The sequence below is a fragment of the Streptomyces sp. NPDC047525 genome, from assembly GCF_040643025.1.
GTDB lineage: Bacteria > Actinomycetota > Actinomycetes > Streptomycetales > Streptomycetaceae > Streptomyces > Streptomyces durmitorensis.
In genome coordinates this window covers 55,021-78,409 of the sequence record NZ_JBEYTL010000002.1, presented here as the reverse complement: position 1 = coordinate 78,409, position 23,389 = coordinate 55,021, and the positions used below count along the sequence as shown (strand labels likewise).

Sequence of the window (23,389 nt, the reverse complement as noted above, 5' to 3'; positions counted from 1 at the left end):
AAGGATGTCGTGATTCGCTGCGAGGCTCGTCGACACGACATCGAGGCCGGCGGCCGCCGAGCCGATGGACGTACGAACTCCCCATGAATCGAATGGAGCTGACGTGGCGATCGAACGAACGGCGATCAACCCGGTGACGTGGTCCGCGGAGATGGGATTCAACCAGGGCGAGGTCGTCTCCGGGCAGACCCGGACCCTGTACATCTCGGGCCAGACCGCGATGAGCGGCGACGGCAAGCCCCAGCATGACGGTGACATGGCGGCGCAGTTGGCGCTGAGCATCGACAACCTGGAGGCCGTGCTCGGCGAGGCAGGCATGTCTCTCGCGAACCTCGTCCGCCTCAACGTCCACACGACCGACGTCGATGTGCTCTTCCAGCACTACGGCGTGCTGGCGGCGCGGTTGGGCGCCGCCGGGGTGGCGCCGACCACCACGATGCTCGGGGTGACGCGGCTGGCGATCCCCACCCTGATGGTCGAACTCGAGGGAACCGCCGTCGCGTGATGCGAGCGTGACGCATTGACCCCACAGCACCCTCACGGTTGCATGCATGTGGCCCTCCAGTGGGGAACTGGAGGACAGACCGAGTCCTACGTGGGGGGAAAATGAGGAGAAACGCGAACCGGAGCACCACCAGACGTGTGCGGGCCGCCCTGAGCGCGGCGGTCGCGGCCTGCGCGGTCACGGTGGCGCTGCCCGCGCCCGCCTCGGCCGGGACCACGGCCGAGGCGGGCGCCGCGGGGGCCCGCGGAGCCGGTGTCGAGAGGATCAGTGTCGCCGCCGACGGCACGCAGGCCGACGACAACTCCGGCGGTGCCTCGATCACGCACGACGGCCGCCGCATCGTCTTCTCGTCGTCGGCGAAGAACCTCACGCCCGACGCCACGACGGGAGGCGAGAGGGTGTTCCTCCGCGACCAGCGGACGAGGCAGAACGAGCGGATGGGGAACCTCGCCCCGCTCCAGCCCCCGGTGATCAGCGGGGACGGGGCATACCTCGGCTATGCGCACCAGTGGATGGACAACGTACGGATTCGCCAGTATCAGGTGAGCACAGGACGCACCGCGTCCCTCGACTGCTCGGCCTACACCTGCGACCAGCCGTCGCTGAGCGCGGACGGCCGCTACACCGCGCATGTCATCCGCTCCATCAGGCAACCGTCGTTCGGCCAGCGCATCGAGGTGCAGGACTGGAACAACGGCAGCAGGAACGAGACCGTCGCCGTCCTCGACCACACCCAGCCGTCCCGGCCGTCCATCAGCGGCGACGGCCGCCATGTCGCCTACCAGGACGGCAGGACGAAGGACGTCCTGGTCTGGGACCGGAGCGACGGGACCACCTCCGACCCGATCGAGGGCCCGTCCAAGGAGGCGACAGTCGTCCAGCTCAGCGACGACGGCAGAAAGGTCGTCTACCTCTCGGGCTCCGACACCTACGTCCACGACATGAGCTCGGGCACCGCCCAACTGGTGCCGAACGTGCGGGGCGTGGCCATCGATCCCACCGGCCGCCATCTCCTGTACGCCCCGCACGACACGAACGGACCCTCGCTCATCCTGCGCGACCTGCAAGCGGGCACCGACGAGACCGTCTCGAACCAGCCCGCCTCTGCCGGGACCGACGCGGTCAGCGCCGAGGGGCGTGACGTGGTCTTCCAGTCGACCGCCGACGACATCGTGCCCGGCGACACCAACGGCAAGTCGGACGTCTTCGTCCGCAGCTTCTACTGATCGCCCCCGCCCATCAGGACGAGGGGTCGGTTCGACGGCTTCTGTGATCGGAGGGGAGGATCAGCGCAGTCCGGCGAAGAGGTCGTTCTCGGGCAGGGGCGCGCCGGTGGCGTCCTTGACCCGTACGAAGGTCTCCATGCCCATCAACTCGCCGAACCTCTCCTTGCCCATCTTGAGGAAGAAGATGTTCTCGCCCTGACTGGCGTGCGCGGCCAGCGAATCGAACTTCTGCCCGCTGAACGCGATGGTGTCCACCCACGTGGTGATCTCGTCGTCAGGGAGGCCGATCTCGGCCATCGCGGCGGCCTCGGCGGGATCCGGCTCCGGCATGTCCGGGTGGAACTCGCGCATGATCTCCCCGAACCGCTGCATCCCCGAGCGGGGCATCGTCGTCCAGTACACCTTCGGCGTCAGCGAGGTCATCTCCAGCGCCGCCATCGTGATGCGGTGGGCCTGGATGTGGTCGGGGTGGCCGTAGAAGCCGTTCTCGTCATACGTGACGACCACGTCGGGACGGTAGTGCCGCATGAGTTCCGCGAGCCGGGTGGCGCCCTCCTCCACCGGGGTCTGCCAGAAGGACCCAGGGGCGTCGTTGCTCGGCCAGCCCATCATCCCGGAGTCGGCATAGTCCAGCATCTCCAGATCGCTGATCTTCAGGACGTCACAGCTCTCCTGAAGTTCCCGACGGCGCATCGAGGCGACCGCCGCCGGATCGTGCCCGGGATCGCCCGGCTTGACGCCTCCCGGTCCATCACCGCAACCGCCGTCGGTACAGGTCACGAGAACCGTGCGGATTCCTTCCGCCGCGTACCGCGCGAGGACGCCTCCCGTTCCGGTGGCCTCGTCGTCGGGGTGCGCGTGTACTGCCATGAGCGTCAAGGGCCGGTCAGTCATGAAAAACAGTCCTCCTGCGGAAATACGTCGTGCTTCGAGTGCGCGGCGGGCGTACCGCGCACTTGGGGCCCGAATCCCGGCAGGGGGGCGACCTCGCGGCCTCCGTGTTCCCCGCCGTGCGGCGCCGGTCCCTCGCTCGATGCAACAGCGCCGACCGGACCAGCTGTTCCCGACTCGGCCCCCGGCCTTCCAGGCATCGACGCTTCAGCGCGAACGAGGGTGCGTCGCAAGGCTCGGTCCGCCCACACCGCGCCTCCGACATCGTTGTCGAAGGCGCGGCCTGCGCGGATCTCGGCCCTACGGGATGCGGCAGGTCCCGAGGGAGCGCCGCGCACTGGGGCGTGCGGTCGCCTTACGGCTTGTAGACGGCGTCACTGCCGTACAGCTCCCTGGTGAAGGCGGAGACATCGGCGCTGCGGTCGGAGCCGTCGAGGTTGTACGTCAGATAGACGCCGTACCCCTCACTGACGGTGCGGCGGGCCAGGTCGGCGACCGTGCTCTGCGAGGTCCCGCCGATCTCGACGGCCGCCGGCGACAGCTTCGACTTGGGCAGTGCGATGCCGGGGACCTGCCAGGAGCCGTAGTACGGGTTCCAGGCGTAGTCGAACTTGGACGAGACGTCGACCCCGCCGTAGGAGAGACGCGACGCGGCCGGGCCGATGTTGTAGAGACTGATGATCTTGTCCGGCATGTTCGCGCGCAGCGCCGTCACCAGGTGCACGAACGAGCTGGCGTTGGGCTGGCCGGTGCCGTTGTTCCCGTACTCGGCGTACTCGTCGTCGAAGTCGATGCCGTCGAGACCGTACTTGGTCACGGTGTCCGACATCTGCTTCGCGAACCCCGAAGCCGCCTGCTGGGACGGGAAGTTGGCGAAGCCCGCGCCCTGGTGGTTGCCGAGCACCGAGAGGACGACCTTGATGCCCTTCTCCTGCAACGGCCGTATCTGTGTGTCGGCGTTGTCGAGGACTCGCTGCACGTTCTCGTTGAAGTGCAGATACGCCTCCTTCTTGCCCGTGTCGTAGTTGATGTTCGCCGCGAAGATCACGGCGACGTCGAAGACGTTGTCACCGCCGTTGGCGAGGCTGTACTTGCCGACGTTCAGCATGCTGTTGTTGTTCACCTCGACGTACGCCACCGAGGTCGGCCCCTGTTTCGCGGGAGCGGGAGCAGGGGCGGGAGCGGGGGCGGGGGCCGCTGCCGCGCCGGCCGTGGCGGTCGTGCCGAAGGCGAGGGCAGCGACGGCCGAGAGCGCGAGCGCGGCCGTCCGTGCCCTGCTCCGTACCAGAGTGAACATCGTTGATCGGTCTCCCATCACATGGGTCGGCGCCCGACCTGTTCGAAAGCGCCGAGTGAGCCTCCGAGTTTTCCTCTCCCGTGACCGAATCCCAAGAATTATGCGCAAACTCTTTACGACTCCTGCGCACGTCGCGTCACAGGCCGGCCGGTGTCGGGCCCTGGCCCTCGACCCCGTACGCCCGCACGAAGGTCTCGACGGCCGCCCGCGCGACCTCCCGCGTCTCGGCCGCGCCGACCTTCCGTGTACCGAGCCGTGAGCGCGCCTCCATCGGCCCGGTGAGCAGCGCGAGGAACTGCTCTGCGGCGCGCGCCGGGTGCTCCGTGCGCAGCCGCCCGGCGAGTGCCAGCTGCGCGAACCGGTCCGCCAGCGCGTCCCCGAGCCGCCCGGACGTCCGTCCCTGCACGACCTCGGCGAGATCGGGGAACGCGGCGAGCTGTGCGTACGTCAACGCCCGCAGTGCGCTTGCCCGTTGACCGCAGCACGTCTTCAACAGCCGGTTCCCGATGTCCTCCAGGGCGGCCCGCAGATCGTCACCGGGGTCGCGCAGCCGCTCGACGACGGCCAGATTCTCGGCCATGACGCGATCGGCGGCGTCCGCCATCGCGTGCCGGAACAGGTTTTCCTTGTCGCTGAGGTGGTTGTAGACGGTCGGTTTGGCGACCCCGGCCTCCTCGGCGATCTCAGCCACGCAGGCCTGCGCGTACCCGCGCCGCGCGAACACGGCGAACGCGGCGTCCAGGATGGCCTGCCGCTTGTCGATACGCCCCCGGAGAGCGGGCCGTCCGGCGGCCGTCTTGGCTGGTGTCACGGGCGCAGACTACCCGGCCCCCAGGGCGTGTTGAACCCATGGGTTCATTTTCCCGAACCGCTGCGGAGTTACCGGTCGGACCATTAACTTGAACTCACTGGTTCAAGTTGCCGAGCGCCCGGGAGGAACACCGCATGATCGTCAACACGCTGCGATTCAGCTTCAAGGACGGCACGTCGGAGGAGGACGAGCAGGCGGTGCTCGCCGCGATGCGCCGGACGGCGAGCACCGAGCCGGTCGCGTTCTCCACGGTCGGCCGGTACATGGGCGATCCGGCCGATGGCTTCACGCACGTGTACTGCGCGGGCGTCGCCGACCTGACCGCACTGGAGCGCTACATGTACGAAAAAGTGCACCTCGACGGGGACTGGCTGATCATCCCGCAGCTGGAACGGCTCTCCGCCTTCCGCTTCTCGGACGACCCCGACCCCGACCTGGACGCCAAGATCCTCGCCCTGCACGCCCGCAAGGTCGAGATGTACCCGGAGTGGGGCCGCCTCCTGGACGCGATCCCGGGCGCGCGGGGCTCCTTCGGCGACGGCACCGGGGGAGCTCGACTCCCCATGGTCGGCAAGACGTCTCCTGGGGCAACCGGATAGATTGCGCGCGTCGACAGTCTGCTCAGTCGGCAGTCCGGCTACTTGTAGAGGCGAGGCGTGACCGACACCAGCGAGGCCCGATCCGCGGACGGTTCGGCGCATGCGACCCAGCAGAGCCGACTGCGCCGCATCATGCGCTACATCCCTTTGGTCGCTCCCGTCCTGCTGTGGACCGTCCCGTGCTGGGTGCTGCTGCACGCGGGCCAGCACTGGCCGCTCCCCGTGGCGCTGGGCGGCACCATCCTGTTCGCCCTCGGTCTGATCGGTATGCCGCTCGCGATGATGCGCGGCCACGGCAGACGCCAGCAGGACCGGGCGGCGATCGTCGGGGACACCCTCCTTGGGGTCAGCTGGGTGCTGTTCACCTGGTCCGTCCTGCTCGGCGTCCTGCTGCGCCTCGCCCTGACCGTGGCCGGCGCAGGCGACGGGCAGTACCGGGCCCGGACCGTCACCTGGGCGGTCCTCGCCACGGCCGCCGTCCTGCTCGCCTGGGGGTACGCCGAGGCCCGCCGGGTGCCACGGGTGCGCCGGCTCGACGTACAACTCCCGCGTCTGGGAGCCGGATTGGACGGCACCCGCGTCGCCCTCATCACCGACACCCACTACGGACCGCTCGACCGCGCCCACTGGTCGGAGCGGGTCTGCGCGACGGTCAACACCCTGGAGGCCGATCTGGTCTGCCACACCGGCGACATCGCCGACGGCACGGCCGCACGCCGCCGCGCCCAGGCCGCGCCGCTCGGCACCGTGCGCGCCACCCGGGCCCGGGTCTACGTCACCGGAAACCACGAGTACTACAGCGAAGCCCAGGGCTGGGTCGACCTGATGGACGAGCTGGGCTGGGAGCCGCTGCGCAACCGTCACCTGCTGCTCGAACGCGGCGGCGACACCCTCGTGGTCGCCGGTGTGGATGACGTCACCGCCGAGTCCTCGGGCCTGGCCGGCCACCGCGCCCACCTCGCCGGAGCCCTGGACGGCGCCGACCCCGACCTGCCGGTCCTGCTCCTGGCCCACCAGCCCAAGTTCGTCGACCGGGCCGCGGCAGGCGGCGTCGACCTCCAGCTCTCCGGCCACACCCACGGCGGCCAGATCTGGCCCTTCCACCACCTCGTCGGCATCGACCAGCCCGCCCTCGCCGGCCTCAGCCGCCACGGCACCCGCACCCTCCTCTACACCAGCCGCGGCACCGGCTTCTGGGGCCCGCCGTTCCGCGTCTTCGCCCCCAGCGAGATCACCCTGCTCGTACTCCGCTCCCCGCAGCAGCCGCTCACGCCGTAAGAGGGAACGGGCCGACAACCCCGTACGGACCGGCTCGCCGAGCGGTGTCGCCGGCGCTCATCCGATGAGATCGGTACGGCCTCGCAGTTCCGTGTCCTGCCCTGGGAGAAGGCCAGCGGCCTGATCACCCAGGCACCCGAGCCCAGGGCGCGGCGCAGGGAGGTGTCGAAGTCCTGGCGGGCGAGGTCGCCGATGAAGCTCCAGGCCGAACAGGCTTGGCGGACGGCGTCGCGGTTCCGCCGGCGTATTCGTAGAGCCAGAAGTCGCGTACGCGTGCGGGGTCACAGGTCAGTACGGCGACGGGGCCGCGGGTGACCCGGCGCATCTCGCGCAGCCCGGCTTCGACGTCGGACCACTGGTGGACGCTGAAGAGGGTCATCGCGGCGTCGAACTGCCCGTCGGCGAAGGGGAGGTCTTCAGCTACGGCGTCGATGGCAGTGGCGAGTTGAGCAGGGTGCTGGGCGCGCATCGCCAAGGAGGGTTCGACCGCGGTGATCGCGTGCGCCGCGATCTCGTACGATCCGGTGCCCGCACCGACGTTGAGGAGGGTGCGCGCGCCGCCGAGAGCTTGGGCGATGACGTGGGCGATGCGCTCGTCGGGGCGGCGGAAGGCGGTGTGCCGGGCGCAGGCCGTTGGCCACTCAGTCTGTGCGAGCTGGAGGTCCTGACCCTCCGGCGCATACCGGCACGCACCAAGGGTGGCGTCAGGCGGGCAGCGGGGCGGGTGCTGCCGGAGCAGCCGCGACCTTGCGGGTCTCGCGCAATATCAGCAGGCCGTTGACCACCATCAGCGTCGCGGTCAAGGCGTGGACGCCGAGCGCGGTGGCCACGGAGCCGTCGTGGGCCAGCACGGTGGCCATGTCGCCGTACGCGGCGAAGGCCTCGACCACCAACACCCAGCCCAGCGCCCGGCGGTGGCCCGTCACCAGCAGGACGCCCAGGCCCAGGGCCATCACGACGTCGCGGATTCCCTTGACGATCAGGAAGCCGCCGCCGTCGCCGGACGGCCAACTCGGCAGGCCGAAGCCCGGCGCCGTCGTCTCCGGGCTCAGGATGAACTCCGTCCCGAACCAGAGGATGAAGAGGATGAAGGTGGCGGCAAGAACGGTGTTGATCTTCTTCAGCGACATGTTCTTCTCCTTGCGAGTCTTCGTGGATGTCGGGATCTCGGTTGACCAACTGCCGCCCGAGTAGCGGGGATTGAGCGCCACCGGGGCGCGGGGATTGCGCGCCACCGGGGCATCGTCGGCCCGCGGGCTCAGGCGAGGGCGGCCACCAGCAGGGCGAAGGCGGCGATGATGACGGCGACACGGACGTAGTGCCAGCGGTCCCAGCGGTTCATCTGCTCCTTCCAGTCCTCGGGCCGGTTCTCGGGGGTCCACGTCTTGCCCCGGTTGTTGATCGGGACGAGCAGCAGGAGCGACATGACCACGCTGAGGATGAGCAGCGCGCCTGCGGTGACGACCAGGCCGGCGCCGTCGTGGTGCCATCCGGCGACGGCCCACACCGCGACGAGGACGAGCGAGCCGATGTACCAGACCGGCATGACGGCGCCGAGCATCCGGCCGCCGTGGGCGCGGGCGAGCTGGCCACTGTCCTCGGGGAGGGCGTTGAAGATCCGGTTCATGACGAAGGCGACGGAGAACTCCACCCCCACCATCACGCCGACGATCACGGTGGTGACGATCTCAAGTGCGTTGAGCATGACGACCTCTCAGGAATCTAGCGCCGCTAGGTGATGTCGCAACGCTAGTACTACTGCCGCTCGCTTGTCTAGCGGTGCTAGGGTCGAATCATGTCGGTAAAGGAACGCAAGGAGCGTGAACGGGCGGCCCGCGAGCGCCTCATCGTGGCGACGGCCCGCGAACTCGCCGAGCAGCAGGGCTGGGACGCGGTCACCACCCGCAAGCTCGCCGAGCGCATCGAATACAGCCAGCCCGTCCTCTACAGCCACTTCCGCGGCAAACGGGAGATCATCGGCGCCGTCGCCCTGGAGGGCGCCGCCGAGTTGGCCGTGGCGGTGCGCGCCGCGACCGGCGCCGCCAAGGGCCCGCGCGAGCGGGTCACCGCGCTTGCCCGCACCTACCTCGACTTCGCCGCACGCAACCCAGCGGTCTACGACGCCATCTTCCAGCTCGACGGCGGCCTCCCCTACGCGCAGGAGGACACCCCGGAACCTCTCAAGGACGCCTTCGCCGCGCTGCTGGAGAGCCTCGGCGAGGTCGCCGGGGACGGCGTCCACCCGGGACTGTTCACCGAGGTGTTCTGGGCGTCCCTGCACGGGGTGGCGACCCTGACCAGGTCAGGACGACTGCCACCGGAGGACACCGGGCCGAGGGTGGAACTACTGGTGGACCGGCTCGCCGTGGTCTGAAGTACACCGCTGCGCAGAGCACCGTCGGCGGAGTTCTGGCCGGACGGGCGGGGCTTGGTGCGCACCCCGGGGCCTGGGGGAAAACCCCCAGGCCAGACGGAGGAAATCCACGTTCCGACGTGCCCTGGCGGAGATCTAACGTGAGGTTGTCCGACCCCACCAGGTCTGCGGCAGGAGACGTCATGATCGAGACCCAAGGTCTCACCAAGCGGTATGGACCCACCGTCGCCGTCGACGCGTTGAGCTTGCTCTCGCCCTCGGCGCGGGATGGCGCACGCTCGCCCGCCGTGACGCCTGACAGGACACTGGACAGCATGCACGTCACACGCCCGAAGGCTGCCGCCTCCACCGGCACCACCCCCACTGGCACAGCCCTCACCGGCACCGCCACCACCCCCGGCACGCCGGTGCGCCCCGGGACGGCGAGCGGTACACGAGGGGCGCGCGCGCTCGTGCGAGCCGTGGGGCGCGCCCCGCTGACCCGGCGGGCGTGGGCCGAGGCCGCGTACTGCCTGATCGGGTTCCCGCTGGGCCTGGTGGGCGGCGTGCTGCTCGCGGTGGCGCTGGCACTGGGCGCGGGCTTCACCGTGTCGGTGGTGTTCGCCGTGCTGGGCGCGCTTCTGTTCATCACGGGGCTCCAGCTGGCGCGCGCGCTGGGCGGCGTCCACCGCCGCCTCGCCGCCCTGTTCCTCGGGGACCGGACGCCCGCGCCGGAGCCGCTTCGTCCGAGCGGCCGCCTGGTCAGCCGCCTCGATGCCCGGCTGTGGGACGGGACCGGCTGGCGGTCGGCGGCCTATGTGCTGGCGAAACTGCCGGTCGGCCTCCTGGGGGCGTACGCCGTCCTCTGGTGGCTGACGGGTCTCGTCAACCTCACCGCACCGCTGCGGTGGGCGGTGTTCGGGCAGCACCCCGAACCCGGTTCCCCCGAGGGCATGATGGTGCTCACGCCGATTCCCTTCGGCGGCAGCCCGGAGGCGGACACCTTCGCCGGCACGTTCCTCGCGGTGGCCATCGGTGCGGTCACCGTGCTGTGCGCGCCCTGGGTGACCCGGCTTGTGACCGAGGCCGACCGCTGGCTCATCGGTACCCTGCTGGGCCCCGGACAACTGGCCGATCGCGTACGCGACTTGGAGGAGACTCGGGCGCTCGCCGTGGATGACTCGGTGGCGCTGCTCCGGCGCGTCGAGCGCGATCTGCACGACGGAGCCCAGGTCCGCCTCGTCGCGGTCGCGATGAGCCTCGACATGATCAGACAGCGGCTCAACGAACACGAGGGTGAGGGCGCGGGCAAAGGCGAGGGCGCGAGCGGCGGGCCACTGGATGTCGCGCGTCTGCGTCAACTCGTCGACGGGGCGCACCACAACGCCACCGAGGCCCTGACCGAACTGCGCGATCTGGCCCGCGGCATCCATCCCCCGGTCCTCGACGACGGTCTGCCGGACGCGCTCGCCACGCTCACCGCACGCAGCAGCGTCCCTGTCGACCTGGTGACGGACATACCGGAGCGTCCGACCCCGGCGATCGAGACCATCGCGTACTTCTGCGCGGCCGAACTGCTGGCGAACGTCATCAAGCACAGCGGGGCCGGGCGGGCAGCCATCACGGTGGCGCAGTTGGACGGAAGGCTTTTCCTTCAGGTCGGTGACGACGGGCACGGTGGCGCGGACGCCGGCGCGGGGAGCGGCCTGACGGGACTCATGCAGCGCGTACGTACGGTCGATGGGCGGATGAATGTCGAAAGTCCTGAAGGCGGGCCGACGACGGTCACCGTCGAGCTGCCGCTGCACGCGTGAGAGCATGCCGCCATGCGCGTCGTGATCGCTGAGGATGCCGCGGTACTGCGGGAGTTGCTGGGCCAGATGCTCGCGGAGCACGGGCATGAGGTCTGTGCGTCGGTGAGCGACGCGAGCGCCTTGCGCGCCGCGGTCGCCGAGCACCGCCCGGACGTCACGGTGACCGACATCCGGATGCCGCCGACGCACACGGACGAAGGGCTTCGTGCGGCCATCGACATCCGGCGGGACCACCCCGGCACGGGAGTGCTCCTCTTCTCCCAGTACGTGGAGACGAAGTACGCCACGCGGCTGCTCGCCGCGGGTTCGGCGGGCGTCGGCTATCTGCTCAAGGACCGCGTCGCGAACATCGCGGAGTTCACCGATGCCCTGGAGCGGGTGGCCGCGGGCGGGACGGCGCTGGATCCCGAGGTCGTCACGCAGTTGGCCGGGGCCGGCCGCCGGGCGGAGGAGCTCGCGCCCCTCACCGAGCGCGAGCGCGAGGTTCTCTCGCTGATGGCCGAGGGCCGGTCCAACGCGGCGATCGCGCAGAGCCTGGTCGTCTCCGCGGGCACCGTCGAGAAGCACGTGGCTGCCGTCTTCGACAAGCTCGGACTGCCCGCGTCACATGACCACAACCGCCGCGTTCTGGCTGTGATCCGCTACTTGCGCGGGTGATCGGCGCTGTGCCGCCGGAATGCGCTGTTCCGAAGGACATAGACATATGCCAGAGACATGACCGCGTCGTGTGTTGCCAAATCCCTTACGGGGCACCCCCGGCTGTGCGAAAGTCATTAGCGGTCCATCCCGCCCGTTTGGTCGCACCGCATCCTCAACGGAGCACCTCATGCCGTCCCATGTCTTCGCGGACCGCCCTTCCGCCCAGCCGCCCGAGCGCGGCTCGGTCGAAGCGCTGATCACGCAGACGCGTCGGCTCCGCGGCGAAGTCGACGCCGTGCGCCGTGACACCGGGGCCGACGAGGGCGACCCGCAGGATCGCTGGCAGCGCGCCCTGTGCGACCTGGCGGTCCATCAGCTCAACGATCTGGACGACCACCTCGCTCAGTTGAGGGACGGACCCGTGCCGTCGGCCGCGGCACCCGCCGCCCCGGCCGTGCCCGCTCCCCTCGAACCGCAGCGCGGTTCACTGCTCAGCCGGGTCGGCAGCGCGGAGTGGAACCTCCTGAACGACGAGGCGAGTTGGTCGGGCGAGCTCTACCAGATCCTCGGGCGGGACCCGCAGGCTCCCCCGCTCTCCCTCGACGAGCTGCCCTCCCTGGTGCACGTCGACGACCAGCCGATGCTGACGGCCATGGTCACGGACTGCCTGATCGACGGCAAGCCGATCGACGGCGAGTTCCGTATCGTGCGGCCCGACGGCGGCGTACGACAGGTGCACATGATGGGCGAGCCCGTGCTCGCCGCTGATGGCAGCACCGCCTCGATGTGGGCGGTCTTGCGGGACGTCAGCGAACTGCGCCGCAGCCAGCGAGTGGTGCGCGAGACCCGTGACTCGTTGCAGCGCCAGCGGCACATCGCGCAGACAGAGCACCGGCTCGCGGTCGAACTGCAGGAAGCTGTGCTGCCGCCGTGGCGCGGCTCCCTGCGGTTCCCGCACGGCGGACCCGCGGCGCTCGACCTCGCTGCCCACTACCTCCCGTCCTCGACGAGCTCACTGATCGGCGGTGACTGGTACGACGCGATGGAGCTGCCCGACGGCCAGTTCCTGCTCAGTATCGGCGACCTCACGGGGCACGGCGTCACCGTCACGTCCGGCATGGCGATGCTGCTCGGCGCCGTACGCGGCATGGCGGTCGCCGGGGTGCGGCCGGGCCAACTCATGGGCTGGCTCAACCAGTTACTGGACACCACCACGCAACCCGCACTCGGCAGCGCCGTCTGCTGTCAGTACACCCCCACGACCCACACCCTCACCTGGGCGCAGGCAGGCCACCCCGCCCCGCTGCTGTTCCGCGACGGGACGGGGCGCGCGCTGACGCCACCGGGCGGAGTGATCCTCGGGGCGACCTCCGGAGCCACGTACGAGCAGGCCGAAGTTCAACTCGAGCCCGGCGACCTGTTGTTGCTGCACACCGATGGCCTTGTCCCCCGGCGCTCCAGGGACGCGGCCACGAGCCGGCTGCTCGCGCTCGCGCCACGCTTCACGGAGACGCGGGGTGCGCAGGACTGTGTACGGACGGTCGTCGAAGAGTTCGGCGTGGCCCCGCGTGAGGACGACGCCTGTCTGTTGATCGCACGGATCAATTCCTGACCCTCGCCCGAGTGACACGCGGCGCGGCACGCTGCCTGCCTGAGTGACACGCGGTCCGAGTGATCCGCGCCCGAGCGAGCCGTGCCGGGTCCTATGCGCGGACCCGGCTGCCACCTCCGGACTTGGCCGTCGCCTTGGGCAGGGCCAGCTTGATCTCCTCACGCAGGTCCTGGATCTTCGGGTAGCCCGAGTACTGAGCGGTCAGGCGGTACATTTCCCGCAGGCGGTCCCACGTGCGGTGCGAGGAGTTCGACCCCATCGATACCAGCGCCAACCGTGCGTACCGATCGGCCTGTTCGGGGTCGTCGGCGATGAAGCAGGCCGACGCCAGTGAGATGTAGTCGAAGATCTGCGAACGATCACGGCCCTTGGACCGCAGGTCGATCGCCTCCTTGGCATGACGCTGGGCGGTGTTGGCGGCGGACGAGTCGTGATCGGCGAGGGTGCGGAAGGCCAGGGCCTGCATGCCGTGCATGTCCGCCTCGTCGAACATCTGCATCCAACTGGGCGGCGGCACATCCCCCTTGTCGGAGACGAACAGGTCCTCCGCGATGCCGAGCGTGCGGCGCATCGCCTGGCCCTTGCCCATCGACGCCTGTGCCCAGGCCTCGATGGTGTAGAGCATGGCCTGCGTGCGCGGCAGCATCTCCTCGCCCGATCCCGACTGGGCGAGCTTCATGAGGTCCAGGGCGTCGTCGGGCCTCCCGAGATGCACCATCTGGCGCGCGGCCCGGGACAGGGCCTCACCGGCACGCGGCCGGTCGCCCCCCTCGCGAGCCGCGTGCGCGGCGATCACGAAGTACTTCTGAGCCGTGGGCTCCAGGCCGACGTCGTGCGACATCCAGCCCGCGAGGACGGCGAGATTGGCAGCGACGCCCCACAGGCGCCGCTGGAGATGGTCGGGGTGTCGGTAGGCGAGCATGCCGCCCACTTCGTTGAGCTGTCCCACCACAGCCTTGCGCTGCAGCCCGCCACCGCGGGCCGCGTCCCAGGCCCGGAACACCTCGACGGAGGTCTCCAGTTCCTCGATCTCCTGCGACCCGATGGGGGCGGCCTCATAGCGGTCGAACCCAGCGGGGTCGGCGTGCAGGGGATGGTCGGTACGAGGAGCGTCGGCAACGAGGGCCGGATCAGTGTGCAGCCAGTCGTGCATGGCGCTGCTGAGTGCGGAGCCGGCGGCGAGCGCGGCACCCGCGCCCACCAAGCCGCGTCGGTTGAGCATGAGGTCCATTCCCGTGAATTCGGTGAGGACCGCGGCTGTCCGTTCGGGCGCCCACGGCATGCCGTCGGGGTGCTCCACACCACCGTCGCCACGCCGTTTCCCCACGCGCCCGTGCCGGACCAGACCAAGATCCTCAATGGTCACGACACGGCCGAGACGCTCGGTGAACAGAGCCGCCAGCACCCGGGGCACGGGATCGCGGGGGATTTCTCCCATGTCGATCCAACGCCGTACCCGCGAGGTGTCGGTGGCCAGTTGCGGATGGCCCATGGCCGCCGCCTGCCGGTTCACCAGTCTCGCGAGTTCCCCTTTTGACCAGCCTGCCAGGCCGAACAGGTCCGACAGTCGGGTGTTGGGTTGTCCGTTCACGTCAAGCCCCCAGGTTCTCGGCTGAGTTGACAGTAACCCTCTGTCAGTTGCTGAGCGACTATTCGCCACGGTTCGCCAGGGTGCGCCACATGGTGTGCCAGGGGACGCCGGGTGTCAGGTAGGAATGCGCCACCCCGACCCGGCCCGCCGCGGGACATTCCCCAGGGTGCTCCCAAGGGGGCCGGGGCGGGAGGCGCAGCAATTCGCAGGCACACGAAGGGATCTGTATCGCCCATGTACACAGCATCGTCCTCCGTGTCCGCCCCGCCCCGGCCACTGCACAGCCGACAGCCCGGCAGCGGTCCGTATCTGGAGCCCGCGCGCCCCGCGGCCGGGTCGCTCGGCGCCGGCCGAACGCGACGCGTTCCGGGGCCCGGCACGCAACCGCTCAGCGGGAGACTCGACTTGTCAGGCCCCCAGGGGGCGCAACTGCGCACCGCGATCGCCTCGGTGCACCGCATCTGTCCCGAGTTCAATCCGGTGCAGGTGCTCCGCCGCAGCGGACGCACCGTGCTGCTCGTGGGGACAACAGGACGCAGCACCGCGATCGCCAAGTGTTTACTCGATCACTCGCCGGTGTGGGCCGAGCGGATCCGGCATGAGATAGCTGCCTACCGCTCGTTCGTCCGGCACCGTCCTCCGGTCCGGGCCCCGCGGCTGATCGCCGCGGACCCCGAGGACTGCACGCTGGTGATCGAGCGGATGCAGGGACGCGTCGCCGCGCTGTCCCGCCATCCCGTGGAGCCGCCGCCGCGCGCGGACGTGCGTCTTGCACTCAACGCGATCCGTCACCTCAACCGGTGGCGCCCGCCGCAGGAGTTGTTCGGCAGGCCCATGGACTACGGCAAGCGGATCTCCCGCTTCCATGACCTTGGCCTGCTCACCGACCGGGACATGGGCGACCTGCAGAAGCTTCTGCACGGCATCGCGCACTCGGCCGGGCAGCACGGCACCTGGCAGTTCTGCCACGGGGACGCGCTGCTCTCGAACATCCTGCTGTCCCCCGCGGGCCCGGTGTTCGTGGACTGGGAGCACGCGGGCTGGTATCTGCCGGGCTATGACCTGGCGACGCTGTGGTCGGTGCTCGGTGACGCACCGGTGGCGCGGCGCGAGATCAGCCAGCTGGCGCAGGAGCAGGGACCGGCGGCGCGTGACGCGTTCCTGGTCAACCTGATGCTGGTCCTGACCCGTGAGATCCGTACGTACGAGATGGCCGTGCAGCGATCGATGCACGACGCGGCCCCGGCGGCACCGGGCCCGGCCCATCCCGGTGCTGCGCCGTCCGGTGAGGAACAGCGGCTGCTGCTGAGGCGGTTGCACGACGACTGCCAGCTGGCCCGTCGGGCCGTGCGCGCGGCGGTCGGTACTCGCTGACGGGGATGACGGTCCGCAGTGCGCCTTGGACAGCGGCGCACTGCGGACCTTCGTATGCCCCCGGCTACTTCCGCGGGACTATGACGTGGTGAACTGCACCGCGTCCAGGTCGAAGGAATTGTTCTGTGGCGACTTGAAGACCACGTACAGCTTGTGCGTGCCAGCCAGCGCTTCGACCGGCACGTCGGGTGTGGCCTGATAGGTGTCCCAGCCCCCGGTGTTGGGGACGGGTGTCGTGGCGAGCAGCTTGCCGTCGGGGGCATCCGCGCGCAGTTCGATCGAGCCGACGCCGTAGGGCGAGGACAGCTTGTAGCTGACCTTGCCAGCGCCTTCGACGCTCATCGGGCTGTACGCGATCCAGTCGCCGTCGCTGATGTCGCCGATGCGTTTGCCGTTCTCGGCGCCCTCCTGGGAGACGATGCGGGTTCCCGACTGGTCGTCGTGGTACTCGGCCTGCTTGTGCTTGGGGTGCATGACCGAGCGGCCGTAGCCGGTGAGGGCGCTGACGCCGTCGCCGCCCTTGTCGGTGTACTTCGCGTTGAGGACGTACGTGAGGTCGGCGCCCTCGGGGTGTCCGCCGAGGTCACCGGTGTCCACGGTGCCTTCGCAGCCGGGGATGTCGGTGGTGGGGTGCTCGTGGTCGTCGTGGCCGAGGGCCGGGTTGACGGTGACCTTGGAGCAGTCGATCGTGCCGTCCTCGGGGTCGGTGACCGTGACCTTGTAGGGGATCTTGTCGCCGAACTCGATGAGCTTGCCGTCGACCGGGGTCTCGACCTTCACCTTGGGTGCCGTGTTGCCCGCGGTGACGGGCACGTTGGCGTAGCCGGACTTTCCGGTGGAGTCGGTGACCTTCAGCTGGGCGTTGAAGTCCCCCTTGGCGTCGTACGTGTGGGAGGGACTGGCCTCGGTGGAGTCGGACGTGCCGTCCCCGTCGAAGTCCCAGGAGAAGGTGAGCGGATCGCCGTCCGGGTCCTTGCTGCCCTCGCTGGAGAAGTCGACCTTCAGCGGGACCGGTCCGTTCGTGGCGGACGCCTTGGCCTGGGCGAGCGGGGTGCGCTGGCCCTGGGCGTAGTCGATGCGGTAGAGCCCCGAGTCGTTGTTGCCGCCGCCGAACTCGCTGCCCCACTCCAGGACGTACAGCGAGCCGTCGGGTCCGAAGGTCATGTCCATGGGCTTGGCGAACTTGGCCGACTTCAGGAAGTCGTTGATCTTCAGGAGCTTGCCGTCCTTGTCGAAGCGGATCTCCTTGACCGAGTCGCGGGCCCACTCGTAGAAGAAGCTCGCCTTGTCGAAGTAGGCGGGGAACTTCGTCTTGGAGGGGTTCTTGGCGTCGTAGTGGTAGACGGGTCCGCTCATCGGAGCCGAGCCGCCCGCGCCCATCTCCGGGAACTCCTTGGACTCGCCGTAGCCGTACCAGATCTCGGGCTGCTGGATCGTCGGCAGGTCCCCCAGGCCGGTGTTGTTCGGCGAGGGGTTGGTGGGCTTGGTGCAGTCGAACTTGGCGCCGACTTCCTGGGTGTCGGGGTTGTAGGGGGCGTACGCCTGGTTGTTGCCGTGGCAGAAGGGCCAGCCGAAGTTGCCCGCCTTCTTGATGACGTTGTACTCGACGAGGCCTTCCGGACCGCGGTTGGTCTCGGGCGCGCCGCGGTCGGGGCCGTAGTCGGAGGCGTGGACGTAGCCCGTCTTGGGGTCGACGGTGAAGCGGAAGGGGTTGCGGAAGCCCATGGCGTAGATCTCGGGGCGGGTCTTCGCGGTGCCCTTGGCGAAGAGGTTGCCCTGGGGGATGGTGTAACCGCCGCTGTCCTTGGGCTTGATGCGCAGGATCTTGCCGCGCAGGTCGTTGGTGTTGCCGGCGGTGCGGGCGGCGTCGAGGCGCTCCTTGCCGGGGCGCCAGTCGATCGGGGCGTAGCCCTGCCAGTTGGGGTCGAGGTTGGGCGGGACGTCGTCGCCGACGCCGAGGTAGAGCGTGCCGTTCGGGCCGAACTCGACGGCGCCGCCCGTGTGTCCGGGCTCGGGGAAGGTGCGGTCGCGGTAGGCGGGGACGTCCAGGAGCTTCTTCTCGCTGGCCAGGTCGAGGGTGTTGTCCTTCTTGACCGTGAAGCGGGAGAGGCGGTTGACGTCGTCCGTCGCCGATGAGGGGGCGTAGTAGAGGTAGATCCACCGGTTGGTGGCGAACTTCGGGTCCAGTTCCATGCCGACGAGGCCGTCCTCGCCGCCGGTGTAGACGTCGAGCTTGCCGGCCGTGGAGGTGGAGTGGCTCTTCGGGTCGAAGATCTTCACCTCGCCGCTGCGCTGGACGTAGAAGACCTTGCCGTCCTTGGCGACGTCCAGTTCCATCGGGTCGGCGGTGTTGTCGTCGAGCGCGGTCTTCTCGTAGCCGGACCAGACCGTGCCGCCGCAGTCGCCGGGCTTGTTGCCCGCGGCCCACTGGATGCCGCCGAGCACGTGCTCGCGGAAGGCGGGCTCGGTGTACGACGCCTTGTCGTGGCCCATGGCGGTGGCCCAGACCTTGCCGCCCTCGGCGTTGCGGCACCAGGAGATGGGGTGGTCGGCGCCCATCTTGGAGCCGCCCGGGTCGTACGTGGTCTCGTCGGCGGTGACCAGGACGTGCACGTCACCGCGGGGGTTCTTGTCGAAGTTGTACCACTCCTCCGGGCGCTCCCAGCGCTCGGGAAGACCCTTGGTGGAGGGGTGCGCGCGGTCGGCGACCTTGGCGGTGCCCTTCAGGACGCCCGGTGAGTGGGCGGGCATGTGGGCGCCGGCGTTGATGAGGTCGTCCCACCAGGGGAAGGAGTCCTCGACGCCCATGTCCAGGGTGTTGTGCAGGGCGACGACGCCCTTGCCGCTCTTCACGTACGTCTTCATGGCGTCGCGCTGGGCCTCGGTGTCCCAGACCATGCCGGAGTTCTGCAGCATGATGATGACGTCGAAGTCCTTGAGCTTCGCGTCGTCGAAGACCGTCGCGTCGGCGGTCTCGACGACCTCGAAGTTGTTCGCCGCCGCCTGCTCCTTGACCATCTGGACGCCGGCCGGGATGGAGTCGTGGACGTAGCCGACGGCCTTGGTGAAGAGCAGTGCGCGGAAGGCGGGTGCCTTGTCGGCGGCGCTCGACGTGGCGGGCAGGAACCCGACCGCGAGCAGCAGCGCCGCGACGAAGGCGATCACCGTTCTTCGTAGGCCTTTCGCGTCACGCGGTCTCCTGTCACGCACATGACAGTCCATGGGTGGTCCTCTCTGCTGGGAAGGACGGACGGACGTGCGGGATTGCCGGATGTCAGAGGGCGGCCACGGTGCGGCGCAGAAAGCCGAGCCCGTCGGTCGCGAGCGCGTCCTGGGTGGGCGCGAGGGGCCGCCAGACGGAGGCGGCGACGGCGATGGCGTCGTTGTGGGCCGTGAACGACTCGATGCAGAGCGCACCGCGGTAGCCGGACTCGCCCAGGGCGCGCAGGAAGCCGGGCCAGTCGAGGTGGTCGGCGCCCGGGGCGCCGCGGTCGTTGGCGCACACCTGGACATGGGCGATGCGGTCCGCCGCCGTGCGGACGGCTTGCGGCAGGGAGTGTTCCTCGATGTTCTGGTGGTAGGTGTCCAGGGCGACGCCGATCGACGCCTCGGGGAGGCCTGCCAGGCCCTCCAGCGTCTGGGCGACCGTGTTGAACAGGCTGGTCTCGTAGCGGTTGAGGGGCTCGACGGCGATACGGACACCGGCGCGTGCCGCGTACTCGACGACCGGCGCGATGTGCTCGCGCCACTCCTCGTACGCCGCCGCGCGCGCGGCCCGGTCCATGCGCCAGGTGCGGCCGACCGCCGCGTAGACGGGGCCCGCGACGACGGGGGCGCCGATCGCGTGGGCCGCGTCGACGCAGCGGCGCAGATAGTCCTGGGTGGCGCGCAGCGTGCCCTGGTCGGCGCGGACCAGGTCGCGCCCGTCGGGCATGACGGCGACGACGGCCGCGGGCGTCAGGCCCGTGGCGTCCAGGAGCTTGGCCGCCGCGGCGGGCTCCCAGTCGTCGGGCTGCTCCAGGGGCAGCTCCACGGCGCCGAACCCCCATCCCGCGAGGCGGGGCAGCGTCTCGCCGAGCGCCTCGGTGGTGACCGGCGAGTGCCAGATCCAGGGGTTGGCGCCCAACTGCCATGCGGTGTACGTCACTTCTTGCCTCCCCACTCCTTGGGGAAGCCCGGCATGTCCTGGCAGCCGCACATCGCGTAGTGCAGCGGCGGCATGCCCTCCTGGAGGTACTCGTCCAGGTTGGCCTGCGTGACCGTGGGCTGCGGGAGCTTCCACTCCTTGGGGACCTGCTTGCCGTCGAGGACGCGCAGGGCCGCGATGACCGGCGTGCGCCACTGGAAGGTCGGGTAGGTGGGGGCGATCGCGGTGAGGTCCTTGTCCTTCCATGCCTGGAGGAAGTCCTGCTGGTCCTCGCCGGTGATCGGCGGCACGTCGACGCCCGCGTCCTCGAAGGCCTCGACGGCGGCGACGGCCGTGGCGCCGGAGTCCATCCAGACGCCGTCGATGGAGCCGTGCCGGGAGATCGCGTCGGAGACGATCGACTTGGTCTTGGCGGGGTCGCCGTCGGTGAACTTGGCGTCCACGACGTCGAGTTCGCTCTTGTCGAAGGCCAGCTTCGCCGCCGACCAGCGGGTCTCCAGGACGTCCACGCCGGGCGAGATGCGCAGGGCGAGGATCTTGCCCTTGGGCTTGACCTTGTCGACGAGGAAGTCGGCGGCGACCGCGCCGTAGCCGTACCCGCCGATGGGGTTGACGAAGGTGACCGCGCAGTCGGTCTCCACGCCGCGGTCGAAGACGATCACGGGGAGCTTGCCGCAGGCCTCCTTCACGGCGGGGGTGAGGGTGGCGGTGGTGTTCGGCGAGACGATGAGCGCGTCGCAGTCCTTGTTGCCCGCGAGCTCCTGGATGTCGGAGATCTGCTTGTCGTCCTTGCCCTGGGCGTCCAGGACGGTGAAGTCGCTGATCTCCTCGTGGAGTTTCACCTCGGCCTTCATGTTCTTCAGGCCGACCTGGCGCCAGGGGTTGAAGACACCGGCGTTCGAGAAGCAGAGGTGGGTGCCGCCCGAGCCCTTCTTCTTGTACTGGGCGGTGTCGGTCATCTCCGGTTCGAGCATCTGCTCCCAGGGCTTGGCGGCAGGGCCCTGCGGGGTCTCCTTGCCCAGCTTCAACTGGCGCTCGTACTCGGCCTGTTCGAAGAACTTGGACGGCTTGTCCCCGCCCTTGCCGGACTCGGCGGCCTGCGATGCCCCGGCGGGCGAGTCGGGCGGTGTGTCGCTGGAGCAGGAGGTGAGCAGGGCGCCCGCGAGGAGGGCGACCGCGGGTATCAGCGCGCGCCTGCGCGTCAGAGGGTTCAAGGGGCTGTGCATCACGAGGGTCTGCCTCCCGAGGAGTGGATACGACGGCGGCGCAGCCGGGACCAGTCGGCGGCCCCGAGCCCGACCGCGGCGATGACGATGACGCCCTGGACGGTGGACTCCAGGGCGCCCGATACGCCCTGCAGGTTGAGCAGCGTGAACAGGGCCTGCAGCGAGAAGGCGCCCGCCATCGCGGCGACCACGCTGCCCCGGCCGCCGCCGAGCACGACCCCGCCCAGGACCACTGCGGTGATCGCCTCGAACTCGTAGCCCCGGCCCGCCTGCGCGGAGACCCCGGAGAAGCCGCCGACGAGGACCGCGGCGAGTGCGGCCGCCGCGCCGGACAGGACGAAGGCGATGACGCGGGCGCGGTGCACGCGGACTCCCGCCAGGGCGGCGGCGCGTTCGCTGTCCCCGGTCGCGATCAGCGTACGGCCGAAGTCGGAGCGCATGAGCAGGACGGCGACCAGGCCCGCGACGAGGCAGGCGAGGACCGCCCAGGGCAGCCAGCCCATGGCGGTGCCGCGCCCCATCTGACGGAATCCTTCCGACAGTTGGCCGTGCGGAGAGCCGCCCGTCCAGAAGAAGACGGCGCCCTCCAGGATCAGCATCATGCCGAGTGTGGTGATGAAGGAGGGCACTCTGAGGCGTGTGGTGATCAGCCCGCTGACGAGGCCGGTGGCCGCCCCGGCGAGCAGCAGGCCCGCCGTGATGAGCGGCCAGGGCGCGTCCGGGAACGAGCCGTAGACCTCTGCCGCCGCGACGACGCCCGCGGTGACGATCGCCCCGACGGACAGGTCGAACTCCCCGCAGACGATGACCAGATACTGCCCGGCGGCGAGGATCACCAGGGGCGCCGCGCGCTTGACGAAGGCGAGGAAGCGGTCGGGTTCGTAGAAGCCGGGGTCGGTGGCGGCGAGCGCGACGAGCAGCACGACGAGCAGGGCGTAGACGGGAGCGCCGGTGCCGAGCGTGCGGACAACGCGTTTGTACGGGGCGGGTGTTGGCGCCTTGGCCGGTGCGGCCGTCTGGCTGCTCATGCGGACCTCCTGCTGCCGCGCCGGGCGTAGATCGCGACGGCGGCGATGATGACGATGCCGCGGACCACGTTCTTGAAGAACGGGTCGACGCCGAGCTGGTTGAAGACGGAGTCGAGGACCGCGAGCACGAGGACCCCGCCGAGCGTGCCCGCCACTCCCCCGCGCCCGCCCGCCAGGACGGTGCCGCCGAGCACGACGGCGGCGATCGACTCCAGGTCGTAGCGCGCTTCCGTACCCGCCCAGGGGGCGCCCGCGCCGAGCCGTGAGGCGAGGAAGAGGGCGGCGGCGCCCACGCACAGCGAGCACAGGACGTGGGCGGCGATGATCGTGCGGCGGGTGCGGACGCCGGAGAGCCGGGCCGCGTGTTCGTCGCCGCCCGTGGCGTACAGGTGGTGGCCGAAGCGGGTGCGGCGGGTGATCAGCCACATCGCGGCGGCGACGGCGGCCAGCAAAAAGAGCGAGACGGGGATCGGGCCCATCCGGTCGTAGCCCAGATGCTGGAAGGAGGCGGGGACCTTGCCCGCAGGGCCCGTGTAGTTGTCCTCGATCCAGCCGCGCAGGATGAACGCGGTGCCGAGCGTCGCGATGAACGCGTTGACCTTGAGCCCGGTGACGATGAGGCCGTTGGCGAGCCCGACGGCGCCCGACAGGGCGAGGACGGCGAGGACCGCGGTGACGACGCTGCCGTCCTCCATGGTGGTGGCGGCGACGAGCGTGCCGAGGCTGATCAGATACGCCACCGACAGGTCGAGGGAGCCGGTGAGGATGACGGCGGTCTGCCCCACGGCGACCAGGCCGAGGGCGACGCAGTTCTGCAGGATGCCGACGACGTTCGAGAGCGTGAGGAAGTCGCCGCCGCGCGCGGCGACCACGATCCAGCCGAGCGCGGTGACGCCCGCCGCCGCGAGCCAGACGCCGACGGCGGGATCGGTGAGCCTGCTGCGGCTCGGGGCACGGGTCTTCACGGCGGGCGGTGGTGCGACGGTGGTGCCGGTGGT

21 protein-coding genes are annotated in these 23,389 nt (G+C 69.9%); 9 read left to right on the top strand and 12 right to left on the bottom strand.

Annotation, left to right across the window (positions count from 1 at the left end; genetic code table 11):
- Positions 1–109 precede the first annotated feature (109 nt).
- Together ABZ833_RS05725 and ABZ833_RS05720 are read left to right on the top strand one after the other, a co-directional pair.
- Positions 110–505 (top strand): RidA family protein, encoded by a 396-nt coding sequence (locus ABZ833_RS05725; RefSeq protein WP_361043103.1) that lies wholly within the window; start codon positions 110–112, stop codon positions 503–505.
- Between the two features lie 101 nt (positions 506–606).
- Positions 607–1,731: a hypothetical protein gene (locus tag ABZ833_RS05720; protein WP_361041578.1), complete on the top strand. Its 1,125-nt coding sequence runs from the start codon at positions 607–609 to the stop codon at positions 1,729–1,731.
- Between the two features lie 60 nt (positions 1,732–1,791).
- Here ABZ833_RS05720 and ABZ833_RS05715 read toward each other — a convergent pair whose 3' ends face one another.
- From ABZ833_RS05715 to ABZ833_RS05705, 3 genes are all read right to left on the bottom strand, one after another.
- Positions 1,792–2,625 (bottom strand): PIG-L family deacetylase, encoded by an 834-nt coding sequence (locus ABZ833_RS05715; RefSeq protein WP_361041575.1) that lies wholly within the window; start codon positions 2,623–2,625, stop codon positions 1,792–1,794.
- A gap of 352 nt (positions 2,626–2,977) precedes the next feature.
- Complete coding sequence (locus tag ABZ833_RS05710) at positions 2,978–3,919, bottom strand: endo-beta-N-acetylglucosaminidase H (RefSeq protein ID WP_361041572.1); 942 nt, start codon at positions 3,917–3,919, stop codon at positions 2,978–2,980.
- A 136-nt stretch (positions 3,920–4,055) separates the two neighbouring features.
- Entirely contained in the window at positions 4,056–4,730 is a 675-nt protein-coding gene (locus ABZ833_RS05705) for a TetR/AcrR family transcriptional regulator (protein WP_361041569.1), read from the bottom strand.
- A 134-nt stretch (positions 4,731–4,864) separates the two neighbouring features.
- Between ABZ833_RS05705 and ABZ833_RS05700 the strand changes: the two genes are divergently transcribed.
- Together ABZ833_RS05700 and ABZ833_RS05695 are read left to right on the top strand one after the other, a co-directional pair.
- The gene (locus ABZ833_RS05700) at positions 4,865–5,329 is read left to right on the top strand and encodes a Dabb family protein (protein WP_361041566.1); all 465 of its coding nucleotides are present in this window, start codon (positions 4,865–4,867) and stop codon (positions 5,327–5,329) included.
- A 57-nt stretch (positions 5,330–5,386) separates the two neighbouring features.
- Positions 5,387–6,607, top strand: a complete 1,221-nt coding sequence (locus ABZ833_RS05695) for a metallophosphoesterase (RefSeq protein ID WP_361041563.1) — start codon at positions 5,387–5,389, stop codon at positions 6,605–6,607.
- Between the two features lie 124 nt (positions 6,608–6,731).
- Here ABZ833_RS05695 and ABZ833_RS05690 read toward each other — a convergent pair whose 3' ends face one another.
- The 3 genes from ABZ833_RS05690 to ABZ833_RS05680 form a co-directional block, all read right to left on the bottom strand.
- Positions 6,732–7,103 carry a class I SAM-dependent methyltransferase gene (locus ABZ833_RS05690; protein ID WP_361043100.1) on the bottom strand — a complete coding sequence of 124 codons (372 nt, stop codon included), beginning with the start codon at positions 7,101–7,103 and terminating at the stop codon, positions 6,732–6,734.
- A gap of 208 nt (positions 7,104–7,311) precedes the next feature.
- Positions 7,312–7,737, bottom strand: coding sequence for a DUF4267 domain-containing protein (locus ABZ833_RS05685; protein WP_361043097.1), 426 nt, complete (start codon positions 7,735–7,737; stop codon positions 7,312–7,314).
- Positions 7,738–7,865: 128 nt separating this feature from the next.
- On the bottom strand, positions 7,866–8,312 hold the full coding sequence (locus ABZ833_RS05680; RefSeq protein WP_361041554.1) for a DUF1772 domain-containing protein: 447 nt from the start codon (positions 8,310–8,312) through the stop codon (positions 7,866–7,868).
- A 90-nt stretch (positions 8,313–8,402) separates the two neighbouring features.
- On the opposite strand from ABZ833_RS05680, the gene ABZ833_RS05675 reads away from it, so the two are divergent.
- The 4 genes from ABZ833_RS05675 to ABZ833_RS05660 all read left to right on the top strand — a co-directional run bounded on the left by ABZ833_RS05675 (position 8,403) and on the right by ABZ833_RS05660 (position 13,025).
- Entirely contained in the window at positions 8,403–8,981 is a 579-nt protein-coding gene (locus ABZ833_RS05675) for a TetR/AcrR family transcriptional regulator (protein ID WP_361041551.1), read from the top strand.
- Between the two features lie 182 nt (positions 8,982–9,163).
- Complete coding sequence (locus tag ABZ833_RS05670) at positions 9,164–10,774, top strand: sensor domain-containing protein (RefSeq protein ID WP_361041548.1); 1,611 nt, start codon at positions 9,164–9,166, stop codon at positions 10,772–10,774.
- Between the two features lie 12 nt (positions 10,775–10,786).
- The gene (locus tag ABZ833_RS05665; protein ID WP_361041546.1) at positions 10,787–11,431 is read left to right on the top strand and encodes a response regulator transcription factor; all 645 of its coding nucleotides are present in this window, start codon (positions 10,787–10,789) and stop codon (positions 11,429–11,431) included.
- 169 nt (positions 11,432–11,600) lie between these two features.
- A complete protein-coding gene (locus tag ABZ833_RS05660; protein WP_361041544.1) occupies positions 11,601–13,025 on the top strand; it encodes a SpoIIE family protein phosphatase in 1,425 nt (474 codons plus the stop codon).
- A 91-nt stretch (positions 13,026–13,116) separates the two neighbouring features.
- On the opposite strand, the gene ABZ833_RS05655 is transcribed toward ABZ833_RS05660, so the two are convergent.
- Positions 13,117–14,616 carry a hypothetical protein gene (locus ABZ833_RS05655; protein ID WP_361041541.1) on the bottom strand — a complete coding sequence of 500 codons (1,500 nt, stop codon included), beginning with the start codon at positions 14,614–14,616 and terminating at the stop codon, positions 13,117–13,119.
- A gap of 234 nt (positions 14,617–14,850) precedes the next feature.
- Here ABZ833_RS05655 and ABZ833_RS05650 point away from each other — a divergent pair, with 234 nt between their 5' ends.
- Entirely contained in the window at positions 14,851–15,990 is a 1,140-nt protein-coding gene (locus tag ABZ833_RS05650) for an aminoglycoside phosphotransferase family protein (protein ID WP_249591756.1), read from the top strand.
- Positions 15,991–16,068: 78 nt separating this feature from the next.
- On the opposite strand, the gene ABZ833_RS05645 is transcribed toward ABZ833_RS05650, so the two are convergent.
- From ABZ833_RS05645 to ABZ833_RS05625, 5 genes are read right to left on the bottom strand one after another with little or no spacing between them, the layout of a single operon-like run.
- The gene (locus ABZ833_RS05645) at positions 16,069–19,212 is read right to left on the bottom strand and encodes a ThuA domain-containing protein (protein ID WP_361041537.1); all 3,144 of its coding nucleotides are present in this window, start codon (positions 19,210–19,212) and stop codon (positions 16,069–16,071) included.
- A 52-nt stretch (positions 19,213–19,264) separates the two neighbouring features.
- The gene (locus ABZ833_RS05640) at positions 19,265–20,137 is read right to left on the bottom strand and encodes a sugar phosphate isomerase/epimerase family protein (RefSeq protein WP_361041534.1); all 873 of its coding nucleotides are present in this window, start codon (positions 20,135–20,137) and stop codon (positions 19,265–19,267) included.
- Complete coding sequence (locus ABZ833_RS05635; protein ID WP_361041531.1) at positions 20,134–21,363, bottom strand: substrate-binding domain-containing protein; 1,230 nt, start codon at positions 21,361–21,363, stop codon at positions 20,134–20,136. Before ABZ833_RS05635 ends, ABZ833_RS05640 begins: the two co-directional genes overlap by 4 nt.
- The gene (locus tag ABZ833_RS05630) at positions 21,363–22,391 is read right to left on the bottom strand and encodes an ABC transporter permease (protein WP_361041528.1); all 1,029 of its coding nucleotides are present in this window, start codon (positions 22,389–22,391) and stop codon (positions 21,363–21,365) included. Before ABZ833_RS05630 ends, ABZ833_RS05635 begins: the two co-directional genes overlap by 1 nt.
- Positions 22,388–23,356: an ABC transporter permease gene (locus ABZ833_RS05625; protein ID WP_361043095.1), complete on the bottom strand. Its 969-nt coding sequence runs from the start codon at positions 23,354–23,356 to the stop codon at positions 22,388–22,390. Before ABZ833_RS05625 ends, ABZ833_RS05630 begins: the two co-directional genes overlap by 4 nt.
- Between the last annotated feature and the right edge of the window lie 33 nt (positions 23,357–23,389).

What these genes read in the sequence shown, in the direction of transcription:
- ABZ833_RS05660 (WP_361041544.1), top strand. Translation starts at nt 11,601, where the DNA reads ATGCCGTCCCATGTCTTCGCGGACCGCCCTTCCGCCCAGCCGCCCGAG.
- ABZ833_RS05680 (WP_361041554.1), bottom strand. Translation starts at nt 8,312, where the DNA reads ATGCTCAACGCACTTGAGATCGTCACCACCGTGATCGTCGGCGTGATG.
- ABZ833_RS05635 (WP_361041531.1), bottom strand. Translation starts at nt 21,363, where the DNA reads ATGCACAGCCCCTTGAACCCTCTGACGCGCAGGCGCGCGCTGATACCC.
- ABZ833_RS05720 (WP_361041578.1), top strand. Translation starts at nt 607, where the DNA reads ATGAGGAGAAACGCGAACCGGAGCACCACCAGACGTGTGCGGGCCGCC.
- ABZ833_RS05645 (WP_361041537.1), bottom strand. Translation starts at nt 19,212, where the DNA reads ATGGACTGTCATGTGCGTGACAGGAGACCGCGTGACGCGAAAGGCCTA.
- ABZ833_RS05700 (WP_361041566.1), top strand. Translation starts at nt 4,865, where the DNA reads ATGATCGTCAACACGCTGCGATTCAGCTTCAAGGACGGCACGTCGGAG.
- ABZ833_RS05665 (WP_361041546.1), top strand. Translation starts at nt 10,787, where the DNA reads ATGCGCGTCGTGATCGCTGAGGATGCCGCGGTACTGCGGGAGTTGCTG.
- ABZ833_RS05685 (WP_361043097.1), bottom strand. Translation starts at nt 7,737, where the DNA reads ATGTCGCTGAAGAAGATCAACACCGTTCTTGCCGCCACCTTCATCCTC.
- ABZ833_RS05670 (WP_361041548.1), top strand. Translation starts at nt 9,164, where the DNA reads ATGATCGAGACCCAAGGTCTCACCAAGCGGTATGGACCCACCGTCGCC.
- ABZ833_RS05650 (WP_249591756.1), top strand. Translation starts at nt 14,851, where the DNA reads ATGTACACAGCATCGTCCTCCGTGTCCGCCCCGCCCCGGCCACTGCAC.
- ABZ833_RS05630 (WP_361041528.1), bottom strand. Translation starts at nt 22,391, where the DNA reads ATGAGCAGCCAGACGGCCGCACCGGCCAAGGCGCCAACACCCGCCCCG.
- ABZ833_RS05675 (WP_361041551.1), top strand. Translation starts at nt 8,403, where the DNA reads ATGTCGGTAAAGGAACGCAAGGAGCGTGAACGGGCGGCCCGCGAGCGC.
- ABZ833_RS05715 (WP_361041575.1), bottom strand. Translation starts at nt 2,625, where the DNA reads ATGACTGACCGGCCCTTGACGCTCATGGCAGTACACGCGCACCCCGAC.
- ABZ833_RS05710 (WP_361041572.1), bottom strand. Translation starts at nt 3,919, where the DNA reads ATGTTCACTCTGGTACGGAGCAGGGCACGGACGGCCGCGCTCGCGCTC.